The 21779-nt window shown below is 64.4% G+C and carries 20 protein-coding genes; 9 read left to right on the top strand and 11 right to left on the bottom strand.

Annotated features, from left to right (window positions below; translation table 11 throughout):
* Positions 1-20: 20 nt before the first annotated feature.
* The 3 genes from RBB42_RS09280 to metZ form a co-directional block, all read right to left on the bottom strand.
* Complete coding sequence (locus tag RBB42_RS09280; RefSeq protein ID WP_305972091.1) at positions 21-248, bottom strand: hypothetical protein; 228 nt, start codon at positions 246-248, stop codon at positions 21-23.
* A gap of 155 nt (positions 249-403) precedes the next feature.
* Positions 404-1504, bottom strand: coding sequence for a GTP cyclohydrolase FolE2 (folE2, locus tag RBB42_RS09275; RefSeq protein ID WP_305972092.1), 1101 nt, complete (start codon positions 1502-1504; stop codon positions 404-406).
* A 121-nt stretch (positions 1505-1625) separates the two neighbouring features.
* On the bottom strand, positions 1626-2819 hold the full coding sequence (metZ, locus tag RBB42_RS09270; RefSeq protein WP_305972093.1) for an O-succinylhomoserine sulfhydrylase: 1194 nt from the start codon (positions 2817-2819) through the stop codon (positions 1626-1628).
* 252 nt (positions 2820-3071) lie between these two features.
* Between metZ and RBB42_RS09265 the strand changes: the two genes are divergently transcribed.
* Entirely contained in the window at positions 3072-3980 is a 909-nt protein-coding gene (locus tag RBB42_RS09265; RefSeq protein WP_305972094.1) for a T6SS effector phospholipase Tle3 domain-containing protein, read from the top strand.
* Between the two features lie 121 nt (positions 3981-4101).
* Positions 4102-5985 (top strand): monovalent cation:proton antiporter-2 (CPA2) family protein, encoded by a 1884-nt coding sequence (locus RBB42_RS09260; protein ID WP_305972095.1) that lies wholly within the window; start codon positions 4102-4104, stop codon positions 5983-5985.
* A gap of 69 nt (positions 5986-6054) precedes the next feature.
* Here the strand turns inward: RBB42_RS09260 and RBB42_RS09255 are convergent, their stop codons facing one another.
* The 5 genes from RBB42_RS09255 to RBB42_RS09235 form a co-directional block, all read right to left on the bottom strand.
* Entirely contained in the window at positions 6055-6561 is a 507-nt protein-coding gene (locus RBB42_RS09255; RefSeq protein WP_305972096.1) for a CarD family transcriptional regulator, read from the bottom strand.
* A gap of 276 nt (positions 6562-6837) precedes the next feature.
* Positions 6838-7176, bottom strand: coding sequence for a ferredoxin FdxA (gene fdxA, locus RBB42_RS09250; RefSeq protein WP_043137766.1), 339 nt, complete (start codon positions 7174-7176; stop codon positions 6838-6840).
* A gap of 55 nt (positions 7177-7231) precedes the next feature.
* Complete coding sequence (locus tag RBB42_RS09245; RefSeq protein WP_305972097.1) at positions 7232-7612, bottom strand: RNA-binding S4 domain-containing protein; 381 nt, start codon at positions 7610-7612, stop codon at positions 7232-7234.
* Positions 7613-10576, bottom strand: coding sequence for a helicase-related protein (locus RBB42_RS09240; protein WP_306043414.1), 2964 nt, complete (start codon positions 10574-10576; stop codon positions 7613-7615).
* A 58-nt stretch (positions 10577-10634) separates the two neighbouring features.
* Positions 10635-11186 (bottom strand): tetratricopeptide repeat protein, encoded by a 552-nt coding sequence (locus RBB42_RS09235; protein WP_371931785.1) that lies wholly within the window; start codon positions 11184-11186, stop codon positions 10635-10637.
* 89 nt (positions 11187-11275) lie between these two features.
* On the opposite strand from RBB42_RS09235, the gene RBB42_RS09230 reads away from it, so the two are divergent.
* Both RBB42_RS09230 and RBB42_RS09225 read left to right on the top strand, forming a co-directional pair.
* Positions 11276-11566 carry an SCP2 sterol-binding domain-containing protein gene (locus tag RBB42_RS09230; RefSeq protein ID WP_305971515.1) on the top strand — a complete coding sequence of 97 codons (291 nt, stop codon included), beginning with the start codon at positions 11276-11278 and terminating at the stop codon, positions 11564-11566.
* A complete protein-coding gene (locus RBB42_RS09225) occupies positions 11566-12528 on the top strand; it encodes an alpha/beta fold hydrolase (protein WP_305971516.1) in 963 nt (320 codons plus the stop codon). The genes RBB42_RS09230 and RBB42_RS09225 overlap by 1 nt, the downstream gene beginning before the upstream one ends.
* Before the next feature lie 29 nt (positions 12529-12557).
* On the opposite strand, the gene RBB42_RS09220 is transcribed toward RBB42_RS09225, so the two are convergent.
* Positions 12558-13331, bottom strand: coding sequence for an HpcH/HpaI aldolase family protein (locus RBB42_RS09220; RefSeq protein ID WP_305971517.1), 774 nt, complete (start codon positions 13329-13331; stop codon positions 12558-12560).
* Between the two features lie 98 nt (positions 13332-13429).
* Between RBB42_RS09220 and RBB42_RS09215 the strand changes: the two genes are divergently transcribed.
* From RBB42_RS09215 to RBB42_RS09205, 3 genes are all read left to right on the top strand, one after another.
* Entirely contained in the window at positions 13430-14440 is a 1011-nt protein-coding gene (locus RBB42_RS09215; RefSeq protein ID WP_305971518.1) for a ligase-associated DNA damage response exonuclease, read from the top strand.
* Complete coding sequence (locus RBB42_RS09210; RefSeq protein ID WP_305971519.1) at positions 14437-16029, top strand: ATP-dependent DNA ligase; 1593 nt, start codon at positions 14437-14439, stop codon at positions 16027-16029. Before RBB42_RS09215 ends, RBB42_RS09210 begins: the two co-directional genes overlap by 4 nt.
* Positions 16030-16096: 67 nt before the next feature.
* Complete coding sequence (locus RBB42_RS09205; RefSeq protein WP_306043502.1) at positions 16097-16996, top strand: hypothetical protein; 900 nt, start codon at positions 16097-16099, stop codon at positions 16994-16996.
* 40 nt (positions 16997-17036) lie between these two features.
* On the opposite strand, the gene RBB42_RS09200 is transcribed toward RBB42_RS09205, so the two are convergent.
* Complete coding sequence (locus tag RBB42_RS09200) at positions 17037-18011, bottom strand: hypothetical protein (RefSeq protein WP_305971521.1); 975 nt, start codon at positions 18009-18011, stop codon at positions 17037-17039.
* A gap of 172 nt (positions 18012-18183) precedes the next feature.
* Between RBB42_RS09200 and RBB42_RS09195 the strand changes: the two genes are divergently transcribed.
* Positions 18184-20007 carry a M3 family oligoendopeptidase gene (locus tag RBB42_RS09195; protein ID WP_305971522.1) on the top strand — a complete coding sequence of 608 codons (1824 nt, stop codon included), beginning with the start codon at positions 18184-18186 and terminating at the stop codon, positions 20005-20007.
* Positions 20008-20265: 258 nt separating this feature from the next.
* On the opposite strand, the gene RBB42_RS09190 is transcribed toward RBB42_RS09195, so the two are convergent.
* Positions 20266-20568, bottom strand: a complete 303-nt coding sequence (locus tag RBB42_RS09190; protein ID WP_305971523.1) for a DUF4389 domain-containing protein — start codon at positions 20566-20568, stop codon at positions 20266-20268.
* A 128-nt stretch (positions 20569-20696) separates the two neighbouring features.
* Between RBB42_RS09190 and RBB42_RS09185 the strand changes: the two genes are divergently transcribed.
* The gene (locus RBB42_RS09185) at positions 20697-21779 is read left to right on the top strand and encodes a dipeptidase (RefSeq protein WP_305971524.1); all 1083 of its coding nucleotides are present in this window, start codon (positions 20697-20699) and stop codon (positions 21777-21779) included.

Here is a 21779-nt window from a genome sequence, read left to right as displayed (position 1 = left end):
GCTTGCCGAAACGCCGTCCGTCAGGCGGCCAGCAAGTCGCGAAAGACAAAGGGCAGGATATCGTCACGTCCAATACCCAGAGTGGCAAGTTCTGCGTCCGATGCGCATTCCAGGGCGATGATCTGCCGCAACCTCGCTCTGCGCAGCGCGCCCGGGTTCATGCCGAACCCCACTTCTGTCAGGAAGACATCGATCCGGCTGTTGAGTGACCTGTGCCCCATCCCGATCTGAACATTGTCGCGCGTCATGACTGGAAACCTTATCCTGTATGGTCGGTTTCCTCCCTGAGGTTCACCCTCTCACAAAAGGGGTAACCAAGCCATGAAGGCGACACAGGTTGCCGCGAAGCGCCCCGCACTGCACAAAGCGGCGGCAGGGGCCAGGGCCCGTGCCGCCAATTGCATCAGCCGACGTGGAAAAGGGTCGAGAACAGCTTGGGGTCCAGGCTTTCCGCAGCGAAGAGGTCGCCCTCGGTCAGGACAGAGACCGCGTCGTGGCTGTGCAGGCTCTCCTGGTGGCTCGCCACCACGCGGTAGTCGCCGACCCGCGTATCTGCCTGCAGCTGTTCCGCGAACAGGCGGGCCGCATCCTCGACGAAGATCGGGTTGGCGGCGTTCAATTCGGCAAAGGCCTGTTCGTCCTCACGTTTGACCATGACTTGCGTCTCGGTCGGAACGGCCCGACGGCACATATCCACCACGTCCTCGAACCAGAGACACTCGCCTTCCTTCACCTCGACGGAAATGCGCGCGACGGAACGTTGCGAATGCGGCGTGGCCAACTGCCCGCGCGTCCGCCGGGCATGCTCCGAAAGTTCCAGAGAGCATGGGCAGGTGGAAGAATAGACGTAGTCGAGGTGCATGACCTTGCGGCGCACCCCATCCTGTTCCACCAGCTCCAGCGCGATGTCGTAATATTGATAGCCTGACAGACCGGACCGCAGGCTGTCCACCTTCATCGGAAAGGAGAAGCGCATGTTGATGCGGGCGTCAAAGCTTTCGAGGTCGGACTTGTAATCGTCCAGAGCCGCCTCGATTACCTCGAAGCTGAAGGTCTTGTCCGCATGGGCATAGAACGAGCGCATGATGCGGCTCATGTTGATGCCTTTTTTATCCGCCTCAAGACTGACGGTCCCCGTGACGCTGGTTTCCAGGTGCAGGTCGCCATTGTCCCGGGTGTGATACTGGATCGGCAGGCGAAAATTCGAAATGCCCACATGCTGAATGGCACGATTCGCGCCGCGGATCAGCGAGGAAGGCCCGTTCTGCAGATCCGGCAGCCCCTCCTTGTAGGCCGCGTCGACGTTGAACCCCTCAGGATAGGCCCGCGACAGCGCCGGATAGGAATCCGGGGCCGAATCGGGGGCAAGACGGGCCACCAGGGGATCCAACGCCTCGATCTCGGCGTCCTGCGCCTTCGACGCCCAGCGGCGCAGCAGTTCCAATGCCTCTGCCGCCTCTTCCTGGCTGGGCTTTCGATCGATTTCCGGTGTGTGGACGTTCATGGCCACCCCTTTCGAGCCTGTCTTCGACGCTTAACCTAGGAATTGTTCTCATCAATTCCAATCTCGAAATAGTATACGTCGCTAACCGGACCCCGGATCACTCGCAGGCGGCACTTGTCCGTCAGACCGCGTCCAGCGCCTGCAAAACGTCCCGAACGAGGTCCTCTGGGTCCTCGATGCCCACCGACAGCCGGATCATCCCGTCGCCAATGCCCAATGCAGCCCGTTGTTCCGGCTTCAAGCGCTGGTGCGTGGTGGTGGCCGGGTGGGTGGCGATGGATTTCGCGTCGCCCAGGTTATTCGAGATGATGACCACCTGCAGCGCGTTCAACAGGCGAAAGGCCGCCCCCTTGCCACCCGCGACCTCGAAGGACACCAGCGTGCCTCCCGCGCCAAGCTGCTGCTGCACCAGCGCGTTCTGCGGATGGCTGGCATGTCCCGGATAGATCATCCGAGAGATCTTGGGGTGATCCGCCAGGGCTTCTGCCAGGGCCACGGCGCCCTCGGTCTGGGCGCGCACGCGCAATTTCAGCGTCTCCAGCCCCTTCAGCATCACCCAGGCGTTGAATGGACTCATCGAGCCGCCGGTATGCTTCATGTAGGGTTCGACGACGCCGCGGATATGCTCTCGCGTGCCAAGGATCACGCCGCCCAGGCAGCGGCCCTGGCCGTCGACATGCTTGGTCGTGGAATAGACAACCAGGTCAGCCCCCTGCGCAATGGCCTTGGAATAGACCGGCGTCGAGAACACGTTGTCCACGATGACCGTGGCACCGACCCTGTGCGCCAGTTCCGCGACCCCGGTGATATCCACCAGTTGCAGCGTCGGGTTCGACATGCTTTCGAAAAAGACCGCCTTGGTGTCGGGGCGAATGGCGGCCTCCCATTGAGCGAGGTCCTCGCCATCGACGAAGGTCACCTCGACACCGTAGCGCGTCAACACCTCTTCCAGGACATAGAGGCAGGAACCGAACAGCGCCCTGGCCGAGACGACGTGATCGCCCGCCCGCAGCATCGAGGTCAGCGCACCGCTGACCGCCGCCATGCCGCTGGCACAGGCAAACCCGTCCTCGGCGCCTTCCAGCAGCGCCATGCGCTCTTCGAACATGGCCACGGTGGGGTTGCCGTAGCGGGCATAGATGAACTCGTCCTCGCCCGCCTTGAGAAAGCGCGCCTCTGCCGCCTCGGCGGTGTCATAGACGAACCCCTGCGTGAGAAAGATCGCTTCGCTGACTTCGCCCCACTGACTGCGCTTGGTGCCGCCGTGCACGAGGTTCGTCGCCTTGCCGCGCGCCTGTTTCTCTTCGATGCTCATGGATCCACTCCCAACAAAAAAGCTCCGATCGCGGCCAAGCGAAAGGAGCTTCCGTCTGACCTCTTTAGCGGAATTTAAAGGGGCGATGCCCTTTGTGGCCCGCAATCCGGTAACAAATCGCCACGGGCGTTGGCATAGAGACGTTAAGATCACATTGCAAGGGCGTCACGATGATGTAACCCGCTCTTCACGATACCGTCGCAGCATTCAGGTAGGGCCACGCACAAGATGTAGTGGGACGCTGCCATGCCAATGCTACGGATCACAGTTGCCGAAACCGAGGCCCGCCTGCACGGCGACCCTGCCCCCTTGTTGCCAGCGCTCGCGGCCGCATTGGCGACGGATACGGGCCCGGTCACCATCATGGTGCATGGCTACAAGTACCAACCCGGCCACCCCCAGCACTGTCCGCACGCTTCGCTGATGTCCCCCACCCCGCACGCCGCCGACCGCAGGGTGGTCAGCTGGCCAGCGCGCCTGGGTCTGGACAACCGCGTCGCCATTTCCTTTGGCTGGCAGGCGCGCGGTTCGATCTGGGCGGCACATCGACGAGCGGCCTCGGCAGGAGAGGCGCTGGCCGGACTGGTGCGCGAGGTGCGCCGCCTGGCTCCGCGACGCCCGGTCAACGTCATCGCCCACTCGCTTGGCGCTCGGGTCTCCCTCGCCGCGGTGCGCGCAGGCGCGCCCGGCGCCATCACACGCGCCGTTTTGCTGGCCGCGGCGGAATACGGCGAAGTCGCACGCAGCACGCTCGACAGCGCAAGAGGCTGCCGGACACAGGTGCTCAATGTCACCAGCCGTGAAAACGACCTGTTCGATTTCGTACTGGAACGGCTGGTGCCCCCGATGCATCCGGGCGACCGCATGTTGGGACATGGGGGGGTGGACCTGCCGCACATGGTGACGCTGCAACTTGACGATGCAGAGAGCCTCGCGGCCTTGCGGCGCCTGGGCTATCCGATCGCGCCGCCGGAACGCCTGATCTGCCATTGGTCGCCTTACCTGCGCGACGGGGTCTTTTCGCTCTACCGCGCCATACTGAGCGGCGAGCTACCGCTTGACCGCCTGCGCGCGGTTCTGCCCACGGCCTGCGCCCCACGGTGGTCGCGCCTGCGCCCACGATTGCCGCGCCCGCAGCCGCCAATGGTGCCCGCTGAGTAGTTCGTCCCTGCCCTGCACAGGGCAACCTGCCTGTATCGCAGGCAGATTTCACATGTCTCCGGTTGCCTCTCCGGCCTTCCCCGGCACAATATGGGGTGTTGGCCAATCAGCGGAGAAGCGCGTGGACTCCTTTCTTTTTCAGGCTTCTGTCTTTCTTCTCGCCGCCGTGATCGCGGTCCCCCTCGCGGCGCGCCTGGGACTTGGCTCGGTGCTTGGCTACCTGCTGGCCGGTCTCGTGATCGGTCCCGGCCTCGGGCTGGTCGTGGCCACCGATGATATCCAGCACTTTGCCGAGTTCGGCGTGGTCATGATGCTGTTCATCATCGGGCTGGAATTGGAACCGCGCGCGCTCTGGGACATGCGGCACCGTCTGATCGGGCTCGGGGGCCTGCAGATCCTGCTGACCACCTCCGCGATCTTCGCCGGCGGCATGGCCCTTGGCCTGGCCTGGCCGACCGCCCTGGCCGTGGGCCTCGCGCTGGCGCTGTCCTCGACCGCCATCGTGCTGCAGACGCTGAATGAAAAGAACCTGATGCAAACCAATGGCGGGCGATCCGCCTTCTCCGTCCTGCTGACACAGGACATCGCGGTCATACCGATCCTGGTCATCCTGCCGCTTTTGTCGATTCCCGCCTTCGTCAGCCCCGGGGCATTCCTGGAACAGAACGGTGACCACGGGGACCATGCCGGCGACGCCCATCACGCGGCGATGTCCCTGGTCGAGGGCCTTCCCGGCTGGGGCGCGGCGCTGGTGACGCTGGGCGTGATCGCCGCGATCATCCTGGCCGGAGCCTATGGTGCGAGGCCGCTGTTCCGCTACATCCACGCCGCACGTCTGCCCGAGATGTTCACAGCCGTCGCCCTGCTGATCGTGATCGGCATCGCCTTCCTCATGATCCTTGTCGGCCTGTCGCCGGCACTCGGCACGTTCCTTGCGGGTGTCGTCCTTGCCAACTCCGAATTCCGGCACGAGCTGGAATCCGACATCGAACCCTTCAAGGGGCTGCTGCTGGGGCTTTTCTTCATCACCGTGGGCGCCGGGATCGATGTGGGCGCTCTTTTGGAGGAACCGCTGACGATCCTCGGGCTGGCGTTGGCGGTAATCCTGGTCAAGGGCGCGGTACTTTACGGTCTGGGTCGTGCCTTTGGCCTGCGCAAACGCGGCCTGTGGCTGTTCACGCTGGGACTGGCACAGGCCGGCGAGTTCGGCTTCGTCCTGATCTCCTTCGGTCGCCAGCAAAGCGTCTTTTCCGCCGATCTCGGCGGCCGGCTTCTGCTGATCATCGCCATGACCATGCTGATCACCCCCCTGCTCTTCCTTCTGTTCGACTATCTCAACAAGGGCTTCAGCGCGCGCACCGAAAGCGCCGAAGAAGACGTCATCGACGAGGCTGGCCCGGTGCTGATCGCGGGGATCGGGCGCTTTGGACAGATCGTCAACCGCCTTGTCCGCTCTGCCGGCCACCGTACCGTCGTGCTTGACCATGACATCAAGACGATCCAGTTGATCCGCCGGTTCGGGGTAAAGGGCTTCTTCGGCGATCCCACGCGGCCCGAACTGTTGCACGCCGCCGGGATCGATTCGGCGCGTGTCCTGGTGGCAGCCCTGGACGACCCCAAGGCCACGACAAAGCTGGTGGCCTATGCCCGCCGCGTCCGCCCGGACCTGCACATCGTCGCCCGCGCCCGCGACCGGACGCATGTGTACGCGCTCTACCAGGCCGGGGCGAACGACATCGTCCGAGAGATGTTCGACAGCAGCCTGCGTGCCGGCCGCTATGTGCTGGAAAACGTCGGCATGAGCGAATTCGAGGCCGCCATCGCCGAAGAGACGTTCTACCACCACGACCGTCGCACCATCCGCGATTTGGCCCAGCTCTGGGACCCGTCCATTTCCCCGGCCGAGAACGCGGCTTATGTCGCGCGGTCCAAGGAACTGGAGCGCGAACTGGAGGCAGAACTTTACACCGCACTGACAGAGCGTGGAAAGCAGGACGCCGCATAAGCGCGGACCGGACATGAAAAAACCGCGCCCCGGGGGACGCGGTCAGTTCATTTCCGTTTCGCAGGTCGCTTACGCGGCGCGCAGGCCCAGCACTTCGTCAACCTGCTTGGCCGCGGCGGCCTCATCGCCGGAAACAGCGGCGATTTCGCGGGTCAGGCGCTCCAGCGCGGCCTCGTAGAGCTGTCGCTCGGAGTAGGATTGTTCGCGCTGGTCGTCGGCACGGTGCAGGTCGCGCACCACTTCGGCGATGGCGATCAGGTCACCCGAGTTGATCTTCTGCTCATACTCCTGAGCACGGCGCGACCACATTGCGCGCTTGACCTTGGCCTTCCCCTTGAGCGTCTTCATCGCTTCGTTCACCACGTCCGGGGACGACAGCGACCGCATTCCGACTTCGGTGGCCTTGTGCGTCGGCACGCGCAGGGTCATCTTGTCCTTCTCGAAGGAAATCACGAAGAGTTCGAGGCTGATCCCGGCAATCTCCTGTTTCTCGATCGACATGATCTGGCCGACGCCATGCGCCGGGTAGACCACATAGTCATTGGGACGGAAGTCGTTTTTCTTGGTCTTGGTCATATAGGTCGTTCCTCGCAACTCATCAGTTGACTAGGCGACAAAAAAGACGACCGGGGATCGCTGGATTCCCGCTCATCTCATGTCATACAGTCTGGTTATGCCCCGTGGGGACGTTGGGCAGTACGCCCCGAACGTGCAGTCATCATGTGAAAGACATGTATAGCACAGATTCCGGGCACATCCTAGCGCCCTCACGGATTGAGGTTTACCCGTTGAACATCAGGTATTTATGCAAAAGTTTTCATGTTCTACCGGAACGGACGCGGCGAATCGTTCTCAGCCGCCCTCGCCCGGCGTCTCGGAGAAATACTTCTCCAGCTTGCCGGACTCGCCGTCGCGTTCCTCGGCCTCGGGCAGCGGATCCTTCTTGGAGATGATGACCGGCCAGAGTTCCGCGTACTTGCGGTTGAACTCCACCCACTTCTCCATGTCCGGTTCTGTGTCAGGACGGATGGCGTCGGCGGGGCACTCCGGCTCGCAGACGCCGCAGTCGATGCATTCATCGGGGTGGATCACCAACATGTTCTCACCCTCGTAGAAGCAATCCACAGGGCACACCTCGACGCAGTCGGTGTATTTGCAGGCAATGCAAGCGTCGTTGACGATGTAGGTCATGAGCTTCTGTTTCCTCGCGGCGCGCTTTTGCGCCTAGCTAATCCAGCGGTCCGGATCATTCAAGCGCCGAGGGGCGCGACTTGTCCAATGCACGGCGGTCTTTCTTGGTCGGGCGACCGCCGCCCTCGTAGCGCGGCGCCTGCGGTTCACGCTCGCGTGGCTTGGGCGGGTCGAGGTCCTCGTAGAGTGCCTGCGCCTCTGGCGCAGGCCCACGCCGCTCTCCTGGCGCGACAATTCGGATCACCCGCACATCGCGCTCTTTTGGAAAGGTCACGATGTCCCCTGCCCCCACCAGGAAAGCCGGCTTCGCCACCGGCGTCGCGTTCACCCGGCAATGCCCGCCCGAAACAAGCTTGGCCGACAGCGAGCGGGTCTTGAAGAACCGCGCATGCCAGAGCCACTTGTCCAGGCGGATCTTGGCGGGGCCTTCACCCATTCAGCTCTTGTCCTTGAGCCCCATGAGCGCCGCTGCAAAGGGATTGTCCGGATCGATCGGCTTGTCCTTCTTGGGAGGACGCGACTCGAACTTGCGGCCACCACCATCGCGTGGCGGTTTGCCTTTCGGTTTGCCCCCCTTGCCACGGGGACGGTCGCCGCCCTTGTTGTCCTGCCGATCGCCACGCTGCGGACGTCCGCCACCCTTGGCCCCATCGCCACCGCGCGCCTCGCGCCGGGGCTTGCCGCCACCTCGGCGCTGGTTGCCGCGATTGCCGCCCCAGGTAAAGGAATAAAAAACCTCCATCTCGGGACCGGCCAGCGCCTCATCCGGAGCCTCGCCCGGGGTGAGTTCCTCTTCCGGTGTTTCCGGCACAGGTGTCTCGGCAACGGGTTCCGCCGGCTCGGCAGAAACGGGCGCCTCGCCTTGGTCTTCCAATTGCGCCACAGGCTCGGCCACATCGGCGGGCTGCGGGGGTTCCGCCGCATCCGGCGTCACGCCTGCCGGCTCTTCGCCCGCGGCGTCCATGACAGGCTTGTCCTCGGCCGGGGCACCTGCCTCACTCGCGACCACCGCATCGGCGGGTTTGACCTTTTCGCGTTCACCCTTTTCGGCGCGATAGCCCAGGCCCTGCATCAGGTCGGCAAACTGTTCCAGCGTCATCCCGGTGATCGAGAGCATGTCGGCCTTGGCCTCGAACCCGCCACGGCTGTCCTCGGCGCGCAGCATGTCTGCCAGACGCTCCAGCATGTCGATGCGGATCGCCCGAGCACCAGCCTTGCGATAGCCCGCCAGCGAGTAATGCTGCGCCGGAACTTCTTCCATGTTCGGCACGGTAACCAGCCCCGGCGGCGGCGCCTCGGGGAACTCGTCCAGCCCGTTGGCCAGCGACCACAGCACAAGCCGCAGCCGAGTCGGTGCCGGTTTCAGCAGCAGCGGCATGAAGATCGTGTACTGACCGAAACGCACGCCGTGCTTGCGCAAGGACCCGCGCGCATCCTGATCCAGCGCCTTGACGTCATCCGCCACCTGGGACCGCGGGATCACGCCCATCGCCTCCACCATCTGGAAGGCAAAGCCCCGCGCCAGGCCGGTCAGCGCATCATCGTCGCGCATTTTCAGAAGCGGCTCGAACAGGGCCGCGATCTTGCGGTCCATGAAATGCTGCAAGCGGCGCGTGACCTTCTCGGCCACGTCATGCCCGGCCTCGTCATCGACAAAGGCCACCACGCGCGGCTTGAGCGGATCGTCGCCCTTGGCCAGTTTGCCGACCGCCTGCTCGCCCCACATCAACCCACCTTGTTCGGTAAAGTCGATCTCGGTATCCGGCGCATTGTAGAATCGGTCGGCGCGCAAGTGGAAATGCGGTGTCAGTGCCTGCAGGCTTGCCTGACGCAGCGTCTTGGCCTCCTGGCCCGTCGCATCCTTGTCCTGCCGGAACCGGAACCCCTCTAGCCTGCCGACGAGATGACCTTCGACGGTGACTTCACCCTGATCGTTCACTTCGGCCAAGAGGGCCTCCTTCTGTTTCAACCGGCGCAGTAGAACACTGGTGCGCCGGTCTACAAATCTCTGCGTCAGACGCTCGTGCAAGGCGTCCGACAGGGCGTCTTCTACAGCGCGTGTTCGCCCGCGCCAATGGTCTTCGTCAGCGACCCAGCCCTTTCGCTGAGCCACATAAGTCCATGTGCGGATATACGCCAGCCGTTTCGACAATGTGTCAATGTCGCCATCGGTCCGGTCGATCCTGTTGACCTGTCGAGCCAGGAAATCATCGGGCACGCGTCCGTTTTGATGCAAGTGCCCAAAGATAACGCCCAGGAGGCCCGCGTGTTCCGCCGGCGAAATTCCGCGGAAATCGGGGATTCGGCAAACATCCCACAACAATTGCACCGATGCCGCGTCCGAGGCCCGCGCCCGCACCTCTGCCTCGGAGGCCAGCGCCCTCAGGGCGCGCAGGTCGTCGGCCTCGCGCGCCTTGATCAGCATCTCGTGGTCGGGCGAGGCGTCAAGGCTTGCGTCCAGCGCGTCGATCGAGCCGAACCGCAGCGCCGCGCTGCGCCAGTTCAGTTTCTTCAGCGGTGTGAAGGAATGATTGCAGATCGCCTCTGCCCATTCGTCCGGAATCGGCCCGGTGTCACCGGTGACGCCAAAGGTGCCATTGGACATGCCCCGCCCCGCCCGGCCCGCGATCTGCGCCAGTTCGTTCGGTTGCAGCGGGCGCATCCGCCGCCCATCGAATTTCGTCAGCGAGGAAAAGGCGACATGGTCGATGTCGAGGTTCAGGCCCATGCCGATGGCATCGGTCGCCACGAGATAATCGACCTCGCCATTCTGGTAGAGGTCCACCTGCGCGTTGCGTGTCCGGGGTGACAGCGCCCCCATCACCACGGCCGCGCCCCCCTTTTGCCGTTTCAGCAGTTCCGCGATGGCATAGACGTTGTCGACGCTGAAACCGACGATGGCGGTCCGCGCAGGCAGGCGGCTGATCTTTTTCGAGCCGGTATAGACAAGCTGGCTCATCCGTTCGCGACGGACGTATTCCACCCCCGGAACCAGCGCCCCGATAGGGCCGCGCATGGTGTCAGACCCGAGGAAAAGCGTTTCATGCGTGCCGCGCATCCGCAGCAGGCGGTCGGTAAAGACATGGCCGCGTTCAGGATCCGCACACAACTGGATCTCGTCGATGGCGACGAAATCCGTCCCCATGCCCTCGGGCATCGCCTCGACCGTGCAGACCCAGTACTTCGCCCGCGGCGGAACGATCCGCTCCTCACCCGTCACCAGCGCCACGACAGACGGTCCTCGGATCGCCACGATCTTGTCAAAGACCTCGCGCGCAAGCAGGCGCAGCGGCAGGCCGATCACGCCGGTGCGATACCCAAGCATCCGCTCGATGGCGTAATGGGTCTTGCCTGTGTTGGTCGGGCCGAGAACGGCCGCGATCCGGGAATTCTGGGCCATTGGGCCGCCTATGTCTCGGACGGCGACCGGTCATCAAGGCCGCGCCCCTCTTGCCTCGTCAGAGCGTGATGCCGATGGCCCTGCGCTCGAGCCGCTCCATCGCCTTCTCGACGTCGGGATCATGCGGCCTGAGTTCAAGTACCTTCTCGAAGGCGCGATAGGCAAGGGCCGGTTTTCCGACCTGTTCATTGATCGCCCCGACCCCGCGGAGCGCCGCGAAATGGCTTGGGTTCAGCGCCAGCACCCGTTCCAGGGCATCCATCGCGGGACCGAATTTCTCGGCCCCGAAATAGGCCAGCGCCAGCCCGTGCCAGCCCTCGGCGAAATCCGGCGCATGATCCGTCAGGGCGCGGAAATGCTCGATCGCGGCCTTGTGGTTCTTAACCTCCAAGGCGTCGCGCCCGCGCTTCAGAAGAAGGTCCATGCTGGCCGAACCGGATTTGGACCACTCGGCGATGATCTGGTTTTCCAACCGCTGTGCAGCGGTCGCGGTCTCGGCATCCCGCAGCTCTGCAAGCAGTTCCGTCGCGCGATCTTCCGCCTCCCCGAGGGAAGGTAGGGAAATCATGACTAGGGCGCAAAATGCCGCGAGGATACGTTTGAATTCCATATGTGCCGTCCTCATAACTTGGGCTGAGTGTAGCGTCTGAACGCCAGTTGGCCAGCGCACGATTATGAGAGCAAGCTTTAGGAGCGAAAATGAGCGACACAGTCAACGCGGCCGTCAAAGCCCTGAACGAAAAAATGGGCGGAAACGGGTTCGACGGAACCGCGAAAGTGACCATTGAGGACGAAGGCAGCCTGATCATCGACGAAAACGGCGCACATGCCGGGGATGAGGCGGCAGATGTGACCATGACCGCCAGCGCCGACACCTTCCTTGCCATTGTCGAAGGTGACCTGGACCCGACCTCGGCCTTCATGTCCGGCAAGCTTGCCATCGACGGCGACATGTCCGCCGCCATGCGCCTGGCACAGGTCCTGGCCTGATGACCGCCGTTCCCGCGCCCTTCCACGCCGACCTCGCAGAAGGTCCGGCAGATGCCCGAGCCTGGTGGATGACCACGTCGGACGGGCTGCGTGTGCGCATTGCGCATTACGGGAGCAACGGGGCGCGGGGCACGGTGTTCATGTTCCCAGGCCGGACCGAATACGTCGAGAAATACGGCCGGGTCAGCCGCCATCTTTCGGACGCAGGCTATCATGTCCTGACGATCGATTGGCGCGGCCAGGGCCTGGCCGACCGGATGCTGGACGAACGCCGGACCGGGCATGTCGGTGTCTTCGAGGACTACCAGCGCGATGTCACCAGCATGGTGCAACTGGCCGACGAGTTGGGTCTGCCCGGCCCGCGCCACCTGATCGGCCATTCGATGGGCGGCTGCATCGGGTTCCGCGCCGTGTCCGACGGTCTGGACGTGGCCTCTTGTGTCTTTACCGGCCCGATGTGGGGCATCCGCATCGCCGATCCGGTCCGCCCTGCGGCCTGGGCGATCTCGCGCATGTCGAAATCGGTGGGCCTGGGCCATCTCTTTGCGCCGGGCACCGGGGCCGACAGCTACGTTGCCTCCAACGCCTTCGACGACAATCTGCTGACCACCGACACCGAGCAGTGGGACTACATGCGCCGCCAGGTGCTGGCGATCCCGGAACTGCAACTTGGCGGACCGTCGTTACACTGGCTGCACGAGGCGCTTGCCGAAACCCGCCGCCTCGCCCGACGTCCCTCTCCGAAACAGCCCTGCATCTGCTATTGCGGCACCAACGAACGCATCGTCGACATCGACCGTATCCGCTCGCGCATGGCGCGCTGGCCAAACGGGCGCCTCGACATGGTCGAGGGCGGCGAGCACGAGATCCTGATGGAAAGCCCGCATATCCGCGAGCGTGTCCTCTCTGAGATCGTCACCCATTTCGACAGTGCGACAGACCGGACCGCTCTGCGCGCCTGACCTCTCCGTCGATCAGCACAAAAGGCCGTTCACGACGATCCGATCTCGTGAACTGCGCGCGCCGCCTCTGCGGCACCGGTCCGCATCCAGGCATGTTCCGAGGCGATGCAAAAGACATTGACGCCATAGGTTTCCGCCCAGTCCTGCGCGACGCCGCCGGTTCCCACGAAACTGGCATATCCCTTGCCCGCCGCCTTGCATGCTGCCCCAACACGGGCCAATGCCGCCTTGACCTCGGGATTGTCGGCGGTGTCATGGCCATAGCCCACCGACAGGTCCACGGGCCCGACGAAAAGCCCGTCGATACCGTCCTCCGCCGCGATCTGCTCGCAGATTTCCACCGCGTCGGGTTCCTCGATCTGCGCCAGAACCACGGTTTCCTCGCGGCTTTGCGCCAGCACCTCCGGCATGGGACGCGTGGCATAGCCGGCCCAGCGGGTCGATCCGGCAAAGCCCCGCCCGTGCAGGCCAAAGCGCGCGGCCCGTGCCACCGCCTGTGCCTGTTCCAGCGTCTCGACATGCGGCACGACCACGCCCACCGCACCGTAATCCAGCGCCTGCAGGATCTCGCGCGGGCTGCTGTCGCCCACGCGCACCATGACCGGAAAATCAAGGGCCCGGGCGACCGCCAGGCAACTGTCCAGGGATGCGCGGTCAAAGGGGGCGTGTTCCGCGTCGAGGCACAGGAAATCCAGCCCCGACTGCGCCAGCACCTCGATCACCGGGATCGCAGGCGTCTTGACGAAGGTTCCCGCCAGCGGCGCGCCCTCCCTGACCCGTTTCCTGAAATCCGCATATCCCATGGCACCCTCCCTTTTGCGCGGCAGATTGCGCGGAACGCTGGCAAAGCACAACACGACAACCGCTGGCAGTGGCGAAAAATGCGCCTATCCTCAGAGCCATGAGCCAACCCGTCCTCACCTTCACCGAGCGCGGCATCTATTGCCCCGCGGGAGATTTTCATATCGACCCATGGCGCCCGGTCGACCGGGCCCTGATCACCCACGGCCATGCCGACCATGCCCGCCCGGGCCATGGGGCCTACCTGGCGACCGACGGCGCCCTTCCCGTGATCCGCCACCGCCTGGGCGAGATCGCGGCCGAGGGCATCGCCTACGGCGAGGCGCGGCAGATCGGCGGCGCGGGCGTCTCTTTCCATCCCGCCGGCCACCTTCCCGGGTCGGCCCAGATCCGGGTCGAGGTGGGCGGCCAGGTCTGGGTCGTCTCGGGCGACTACAAGGTGGTGGATGACGGTCTGTCGGAACCGTTCGAGCCGGTTCCCTGCCATGCCTTCATCAGCGAATGCACCTTCGGCCTGCCGGTGTTCACCTGGCCCTCGCAGACAGAGGTCGCGGCAGAAATCAACGCCTGGTGGGCCGCCAATGCCGCCGCGGGCCGCACATCCATGCTGGGGGCCTATTCGCTGGGAAAGGCTCAGCGCCTCATGTCCATGCTGGAGCCTCAGGGCCCGATCCTGACACATGGCGCCGTCGAAGCCACGAATGCCGTGCTGCGTGCGCAAGGTTACTCTCTGCCAGAGACCATTCAGGTCATGCCCGATACGGATGTGAAGGCCCTGAAGGGCGCCCTTGTCATCGCGCCCCCCTCGGCTCTGGGTAGCGCATGGGCGCGTAAATTCGGCCCGGCGTCGACCGGCTTTGCCTCTGGCTGGATGCGCCTGCGCGGTATCCGCCGCCGCCGCGGCATGGACCGGGGCTTCGTCATATCCGACCATGCCGACTGGCCCGGCCTGCAAGAGGCCATCAAATCCACAGGCGCGGAAACCATTTATGTGACACATGGTTACACAGAGATCTTCTCGCGCTGGCTGAAGGAGCAGGGCCATGATGCGGCCATCGTCCCGACCGAATTCGGCGGCGAGGACGGAGCCGAGAGCGAGAGCACGTCATGAAGCGCTTTGCCCGGCTGTTCACCGAGATCGACCAGACCAAGAAAACCACGGTCAAGACAAAAGCCCTTGCCGATTACTTCACCCATGCCCCCGAGAGCGACAAGCTCTGGTGCATCGCCCTTTTCTCGGGGCGTCGTCCGAAACGTGCCGTCACCACCACCAACCTGCGGGAATGGGCGGCCGAACGAGCAGGCATCCCGCTTTGGCTGCTCGAAGAATCCTATCCCATCGTCGGCGACCTGGCCGAAACCATCGCGCTGGTCCTGCCCCCTCCGTCTCAGGCCTCCGATCACAGTTTATCGCATTGGATCAATGTCCTGCGCGGCCTTCATGATATCCCACTGGAGGAACGGAAGCCGCGCATCCTGAACGCCTGGGACCAACTCGACTCCACCGAGCGCTTCCTGTTCAACAAGCTCATCACCGGCGGCTTTCGCATCGGCGTCAGCCGCAAGCTGATGACCCGCGCGCTGGCCAAGGCGACCGGTCAGGACGAGGCGGTGCTGGCGCACAAGCTGATGGGGGGATGGACGCCCGAAACCACCAGCTACCACACCCTGATCGAGGCGGACGACCCCGCCGCCGACCAGAGCCGCCCTTATCCCTTCTACCTTGCCTACCAGTTGGACGAGCCTCCCGAAACGCTGGGCCCCCCGGAAGACTGGCAGGCGGAATGGAAATGGGACGGTATCCGCGGCCAGCTGATCCTGCGCGACCATGCGCATCATGTCTGGTCACGCGGCGAGGAACTGATGACCGACCGCTTCCCGGAATTTGCCCGCGCGGCTGACTTCCTGCCGCCCGGCACAGTGCTGGACGGCGAGATCGTCGCCTGGGAGGGCACGCAGCCCATGCCCTTCAGCGCGCTACAGCCGCGCATCGGGCGCAAGACCGTGCCAAAGAAGCTGCTGCGCGAGGCGCCGGTGATCCTGCTGGCCTATGACCTGCTGGAAGAAAACGGCACCGACCTGCGTGATGCCCCACTGTGCAGGCGGCGCGCCCGCCTCGATGCGCTGCTGGCCGACATGCCCGCAGAGGCGCCGGTGCGGGCCTCCCCCCTCGTGCCTTTCGCGGACTGGGAAGCGCTGGCCAAGACACGCGCGCAGGCGCGCGATTTCCGCGCCGAAGGGCTGATGCTGAAACGCCGCGAAAGCCCCTATCTGTCGGGCCGCAAGAAGGGCGATTGGTGGAAATGGAAGCTCGACCCTTTGACCGTCGACGCGGTGATGATCTACGCCCAGCAGGGTCACGGTCGCCGTGCCAACCTGTTCACCGATTTCACCTTCGCCGTCTGGCAGGGCAACGAGTTGGTCCCCTTTACCAAGGCCTATTCCGGGCTTACCGACAAGGAGTTCGACGAGATCACGGCCTGGGTGCGCAAGAACACGCAGCAGCGGTTCGGCCCCGTACGGCAGGTGCGCCCCCAGCACGTCTTCGAGATCGCCTTTGAGGGCATCCAGCCCAGCCCGCGCCACAAGTCAGGTCTGGCGCTGCGGTTTCCACGGATGTCGCGCTGGCGTCACGACAAGGCCCCGCAAGAGGCCAACACCCTGGACGACCTGCGCGCGCTCCTTGCGGCCTACGGTTGACGCGAAAGCCACATCGGGCCGCATGTCCGGTTTTCCCGACTGGCAAGGCACCTGGCCCTAGGGATAGATGGCCCGGTATTTTCGACTGGACCTTGCCGACATGCTCCGCCCCCTCCTGCTCTGCCTCGGGCTTTTTGTGCCCGCCGCTGCCCATGCGCAGTCCTTCAACGTCGAGGGCAGCGTGGCCATCAGCGCCCATGACGACCACACCCTGTCAGGCATCGGTGTGATCGACGCGACCGCGTCGATCCCGCTCAGCCGCGACTATCCCCTGGCGCTGGAATTCGGCACCTATCTCTTCGGGTTGGATGGCAAGCGGCCGCATGAAACCTACGTCGCCTTCGCATGGGACGACACCTGGCGCGCGGGCGTCGTGCGTCCGGCCTATGATCAGGTGCTGCCCTCGGTCTTTGCGCGCACAGCGCCCTATCTCGCCTATGAGCGCGCCGAGTATACCCGCGCCCACGCCACGGTCGAGGCCATGCGCCGCACCGCCGTGCCCTGGGGCCTGTCGTGGCAGCAGAGCTATGGCCGGACAGATGTGGCCGTGTCACTGCACGACGCGGTCAAGGGTGGCTTTCGCGCCGCCTCTGTCGCGGCGACCTACAACGGTGATGGCTGGCAACTGGCAGGTGCGCTGGAAACCGTGACCTCGCGCACGATGGATCAACACGGCATCAATGCCAAGCTGGGCGCGCGCTTTGACATCGGGCGCGCCGATTTCGGCGTGACCTGGCTGCACCCCGAGGCCAACGACAAGCCGGACGCGATCGCGTTGGACCTCGTCTTTCCCGTGACCTCGACAATGGACATGATGGCCTTTGGAGAGTTCACCGATGGCGGCAAGGATGATGCCTATGGCCTCGCGCTGGACTACAAGCTGCGCCAAGATACCAGCGTCCTCTTCGCCGCCACCGATGGTCCCGGTGGCAGCGGCTTTCACCTGACGCTTGAACGGCGGTTCTGACCCCGCTTCATCGCCCGGGCCGGATTAGGCCCGGCCAGCCTCAGCCGCAGGACCCGTCGAAACCGATCATGCCCTCGCCGATCCCTGTGACGCGCAGCGTGCACGACTGGTCCCCGACCTCGACACCCAGGCTGCTGTCGGCGGAGACACGCTGTGTCTGGACACCGTTCACGGCAATCCGCGCTTCCTGAGCGTCGCTGTCCACGCTAGACACGAAAACACGCAGGGCACCATCGGCAAGGCTGACCGTGTGACCCGGCATGACGCCATTGTCGGGTGCCGTGGCAGTGATCGCGGGCGGGAGCACGCCGCAGTCGGACCCAAGCGTCACCCCCTGGGCGCTCATCGACGCGACCGTGACCGAACAATCCCGACCATCCATCGACACATTGGTCGAGCCACCAGCGCCCAGTGTGACCAGCGATCCGTTCACCGAAAGCCGCACGGAACCGCCCGCCGGGTCGATCCGCGACACAAAGGCCCGCACCGCACCATCTGCAAAAAGCGCCGTATCCCCCACGCCCAACGCATCGGCAGAGGCCATGCCATTCGCGGGTTCCGGCAGTTCTGCCGCATCGGGACCGGCGTCCTCCGGCGCGGCAACCGCGGCGGCGGCCACGCGGGCGGTTTCCTCGATCCCCTTGGACAGGTCCGCAAGCGACGACTTGATCGTCTCGGCCTGCGCTGCCGAGGTCTTGGCAATGTCGTCCCCCAGCTTGGTCCGCAGGTCGTCCAGCTTGGTGGTCATTTCCTTGGACAGGCCCGTGGCCAGCGCCGTCATGTCCGGTGCGTTCTCGGCCAATCCCGTCTCCAGCGCCTCCAGCCGCTTTTGCAAGGCGGCGATCTGTTCCCCATGCGCCTTGGCCGCCTTTTCGGCCGCCTCCTGCGCGGGCACCACGGTATCGTCGATAACCTCGCGCAGGTCGGCTGAACTGTCCGACCCGCTGAAGGCGACGCCGGCCAGGACACCGATCACAAGACCGCCCGCCCCCCAAAGCAGTGAAGCATTCGACATGCTGAAATCTCCTCCCTGAATTCGATTGTTGGTTCTTCCCAGGGAAAGCTTAGCCAGTCTCCCCCGGCGATCCTAAGTCTTTTCTGCGTCAAGACCTCCAAAAATATGGGGCGCCGGTTGCCTTCGCGCGGGCCTGCCCCCTATGTGAAGGGAAACGACAAGAGGGTTCCCCATGCACACGTTCGCCAAAACACCGCTTTTCGACGCCAACGCCAGTGCCGGGGGCAAGAACCTGGGCGATCTGCCCGAATGGGATCTGACCGATCTCTACGCCTCCCCCGACGCGCCCGAGCTGAAACGCGATCTCGACTGGCTCGAAGAAGCCTGCCGCAGCTTTGCCGAGGACTACGAGGGCAAGCTGGATACGCTGGACGCCGAAGGCTTTCTGACGCTGGTGCAGAGAAACGAGCGGATTTCGACCATCGCCGGGCGCATCATGTCTTTTGCCGGGCTGCGCTACTACCAGCTGACCACCGACGCCGAGCGCGCCAAGTTCCTGTCCGACTGCCAGGAAAAGATCACCAACTACACCACGCCGCTGGTCTTCTTCTCACTCGAGGCAAACCGCCTTGGCGACGACCACTACGAGGCACTCTTTGCCGCCAACGCCGACCTGAACCGCTACAAGCGCGCCTTTGACCGGATGCGCGCCATGAAGCCCTACCAGCTGTCCGACGAGCTGGAGAAATTCCTGCATGACCTCGGTGTCGTAGGTGACGCCTGGGAGCGGCTCTTCGACGAGACCATCGCCGGGCTGACCTTCGAGGTGAACGGCGAGGAGCTCAACATCGAGGGCACGCTGAACCTGTTGACCGAACAGGACCGCGACACGCGCGAGGCAGCTGCCCGCGAACTGGCCCGTGTCTTCGCCGAGAACCTGCGCACCTTTGCCCGCGTGCACAACACACAGACCAAAGAGAAAGAGGTGCTGGACCGCTGGCGCGGGATGCCCACGGCCCAGACCGGCCGCCACCTGTCGAACGACGTCGAACCCGAGGTTGTCGAGGCGCTGCGCAACGCGGTCGTCGACGCCTACCCGCGCCTGTCGCACCGCTACTACGAGCTGAAACGCAAATGGCTGGGGCTGGACACCATGCAGGTCTGGGATCGCAACGCCCCCCTGCCGATGGAGGCCACCCGCACCGTCACCTGGGACGAGGCGCGCGAGACGGTGATGAACGCCTACAACGCCTTCGACCCCCGCATGGGCGAGATCGCGACCCCCTTCTTTGAAAAGGGCTGGATCGACGCGGGCGTCAAACCCGGCAAGGCGCCGGGCGCCTTCGCCCATCCCACCGTGACCGAGGTGCACCCCTACGTCATGCTCAACTACCTCGGCAAACCGCGCGACGTGATGACCCTCGCGCATGAGCTGGGCCACGGCGTCCACCAGGTGCTGGCCGCGGGCCAGGGTGAAATGCTGTCCTCGACACCGCTGACCCTGGCCGAAACGGCCAGCGTTTTCGGCGAGATGCTGACCTTCCAGCGCATGCTGGAGAATGCCAAGGACGACGCCGAGCGCAAGGTCCTCTTGGCGGGCAAGGTCGAGGACATGATCAACACCGTCGTCCGCCAGATCGCCTTCTACGACTTTGAATGCAAGCTGCACGAGGCGCGCCGCGGCGGAGAGCTGACCCCGGACGACATCAACGCGCTCTGGATGTCGGTACAGGCGGAATCCTTGGGCGGCGCCTTCGAGTTCATGGAAGGATACGAGACCTTCTGGTGCTACATTCCGCACTTCGTCCACTCGCCCTTCTACGTCTACGCCTATGCCTTTGGTGACGGGCTGGTGAACGCGCTCTACGCCGCCTACCAGGAGGCGCCCGAGGGTTTCCAGGACAAGTATTTCGACATGCTCAAGGCGGGCGGATCGAAACACCATAAGGAGCTGCTGGCGCCCTTTGGGCTGGACGCGACGGACCCGAAGTTCTGGGACAAGGGACTCAGCATGATCGAGGGCTTCATTGATCAACTCGAGGCGATGGAGGGCTGACGGCTTGCTCATCCAAGGCTTCAAACGCTCCGGCGGAGCGTTTGAAGCACGGACCGTGCAATAGCTCGGTGAACCGCTGACAACACTGCCAATGTTTCGCCGAGGGCTGGCGGGACTAGAGTCATGGATTGACGCGGCGGATCCAGAAGACGTCTGAAACGGCCGCTCTTGCTTCGCGGTCCCGGTCGGACCCCGGGGTCGTTCAATCACCCAAGGGGTTGCTCCCGTACTCAAATCCTTGCTGTACCGGATGATAACTCAATCCAGCTCCGTCCAGGGCCAGGGTTTCACCTCGCTCGCCCCGGTCTGGTAGCGCGCGGCCTTGGCCATCCAGATCCCCAGGTCCGTGCCGAATTCCGCGAGCCTCTCGTTCGGTTCGCGCTTGTTGACCAGCAGGATGATCGCCTGCACCACGGTCGTCACCGTCAGCACCGTCTGCGCCAGGCTCAGCATCAGCCAGATCAGCACCATGTAAAGCAGCCGCATCCCCATCGGCTCTGTCTCGACCTCCGGCTGCTCTCCGTGCAGCCGTCCCTCGATCCTGTCGTCGTCGTTCGCCATGACACCCCCGTTTCACCGGCACCGATGGGCAAAGCCTAACCACGCCTTGCGCTGCCGCCAAGAGACATCGCTGATGGACCAGGATCAGCCCTTGCCAAGCCCTTGGCCGATCGGGTCAGATCGCGGCCATGTCCCAGCCCGAAAGTCCGCAGATGCCCATCCCCTTCTTCGACGGTCACAACGATTTCCTGCTTCGGCTGATGAAATCGCCATCCCCGCGCGAGGAGACTTGGCTGGGCACCTCCGCCGGGCACATGGACCTGCGGCGCATGAAACAGGCCGGGTTCGCGGGCGGGCTGTTCGCGATCTTCGTGCCACCGGTGCCGGACGGATCCCCGCCGCCCGACTTCAAGGCGCTCATGGCCGAGCCGCCCTATGCCCTGCCGCTGCCCCCCGCAATGGACCACAAGACCGCCCAGCCCACGGCGCTGGAGATGGCGGGCCTGCTGCACTGGATGGCGCGTGCCGCCCCCGATGACTTTGCCCTTTGCCGCAGCGCGCACGAGATCCGCAGGGCGATGGACGCGGGCCGCATCGCCGGCGTCATGCACATGGAGGGCGCCGAGGCCATCGTCCCCGACCTCGACGCGCTCTACCTGTTTCACGACATGGGACTGCGCTCGCTCGGACCCGTCTGGAGCCGGCCGACCATCTTTGGCCACGGCGTGCCGATGGCCTTTCCCGGCACGCCGGACACGGGCCCCGGCCTGACCGACCAAGGCCGCGACCTTATCCGGCTGTGCAACGACCTGAAAATCCTGGTCGACCTGTCCCACATGAACGAGGCCGGGTTCGACGACGTCGCCCGACTGTCGACCGCGCCGCTTGTGGCCACGCATTCCAACGTCCATGCGCTCTGTGCCTCGCCGCGCAACCTGACGGATCGACAGTTGCACGCGATCCGCGACACGGGCGGCATGGTCGGGTTCAACTATGCCACCTTCTACATCAATGAAGATGGCAGCGCCGATCCCGGCACCTCGTGGGAGACGATGCTGCGCCACCTCGATCACCTGGTTGAAACCTTGGGCGAGGATCACGTCGGGCTGGGGTCGGATTTCGACGGCTGTGTCCTGCCCGACCTCATCGGCGACGTCACAGGTGTTCAGGGCCTGCTGGCGGCCATGTCGGCACATGGCTACGATGACACGCTGATCACCAAACTGGCCCGCGAGAACTGGCAAGCCTGCCTCGCGCGGAGCATCGGCTGA

Source organism: Mameliella sp. MMSF_3455 (assembly GCF_030733205.1).
Lineage (GTDB): Bacteria > Pseudomonadota > Alphaproteobacteria > Rhodobacterales > Rhodobacteraceae > Antarctobacter.
This window is presented reverse-complemented; position numbering and strand designations above follow the sequence as displayed.

Coding starts and splice junctions, on each gene's coding strand:
- RBB42_RS09215 (WP_305971518.1), top strand. CDS start 13,430: ATGAGCCAACCCGTCCTCACCTTCACCGAGCGCGGCATCTATTGCCCC.
- RBB42_RS09225 (WP_305971516.1), top strand. CDS start 11,566: ATGACCGCCGTTCCCGCGCCCTTCCACGCCGACCTCGCAGAAGGTCCG.
- folE2 (WP_305972092.1), bottom strand. CDS start 1,504: ATGAACGTCCACACACCGGAAATCGATCGAAAGCCCAGCCAGGAAGAG.
- RBB42_RS09255 (WP_305972096.1), bottom strand. CDS start 6,561: ATGACCAAGACCAAGAAAAACGACTTCCGTCCCAATGACTATGTGGTC.
- RBB42_RS09235 (WP_371931785.1), bottom strand. CDS start 11,186: ATGGAATTCAAACGTATCCTCGCGGCATTTTGCGCCCTAGTCATGATT.
- RBB42_RS09265 (WP_305972094.1), top strand. CDS start 3,072: ATGCTACGGATCACAGTTGCCGAAACCGAGGCCCGCCTGCACGGCGAC.
- RBB42_RS09240 (WP_306043414.1), bottom strand. CDS start 10,576: ATGGCCCAGAATTCCCGGATCGCGGCCGTTCTCGGCCCGACCAACACA.
- RBB42_RS09205 (WP_306043502.1), top strand. CDS start 16,097: ATGGCCCGGTATTTTCGACTGGACCTTGCCGACATGCTCCGCCCCCTC.
- RBB42_RS09210 (WP_305971519.1), top strand. CDS start 14,437: ATGAAGCGCTTTGCCCGGCTGTTCACCGAGATCGACCAGACCAAGAAA.
- metZ (WP_305972093.1), bottom strand. CDS start 2,819: ATGAGCATCGAAGAGAAACAGGCGCGCGGCAAGGCGACGAACCTCGTG.
- RBB42_RS09195 (WP_305971522.1), top strand. CDS start 18,184: ATGCACACGTTCGCCAAAACACCGCTTTTCGACGCCAACGCCAGTGCC.
- RBB42_RS09230 (WP_305971515.1), top strand. CDS start 11,276: ATGAGCGACACAGTCAACGCGGCCGTCAAAGCCCTGAACGAAAAAATG.
- RBB42_RS09280 (WP_305972091.1), bottom strand. CDS start 248: ATGACGCGCGACAATGTTCAGATCGGGATGGGGCACAGGTCACTCAAC.
- RBB42_RS09220 (WP_305971517.1), bottom strand. CDS start 13,331: ATGGGATATGCGGATTTCAGGAAACGGGTCAGGGAGGGCGCGCCGCTG.
- RBB42_RS09245 (WP_305972097.1), bottom strand. CDS start 7,612: ATGGGTGAAGGCCCCGCCAAGATCCGCCTGGACAAGTGGCTCTGGCAT.
- RBB42_RS09200 (WP_305971521.1), bottom strand. CDS start 18,011: ATGTCGAATGCTTCACTGCTTTGGGGGGCGGGCGGTCTTGTGATCGGT.
- fdxA (WP_043137766.1), bottom strand. CDS start 7,176: ATGACCTACATCGTCAACGACGCTTGCATTGCCTGCAAATACACCGAC.
- RBB42_RS09190 (WP_305971523.1), bottom strand. CDS start 20,568: ATGGCGAACGACGACGACAGGATCGAGGGACGGCTGCACGGAGAGCAG.
- RBB42_RS09185 (WP_305971524.1), top strand. CDS start 20,697: ATGTCCCAGCCCGAAAGTCCGCAGATGCCCATCCCCTTCTTCGACGGT.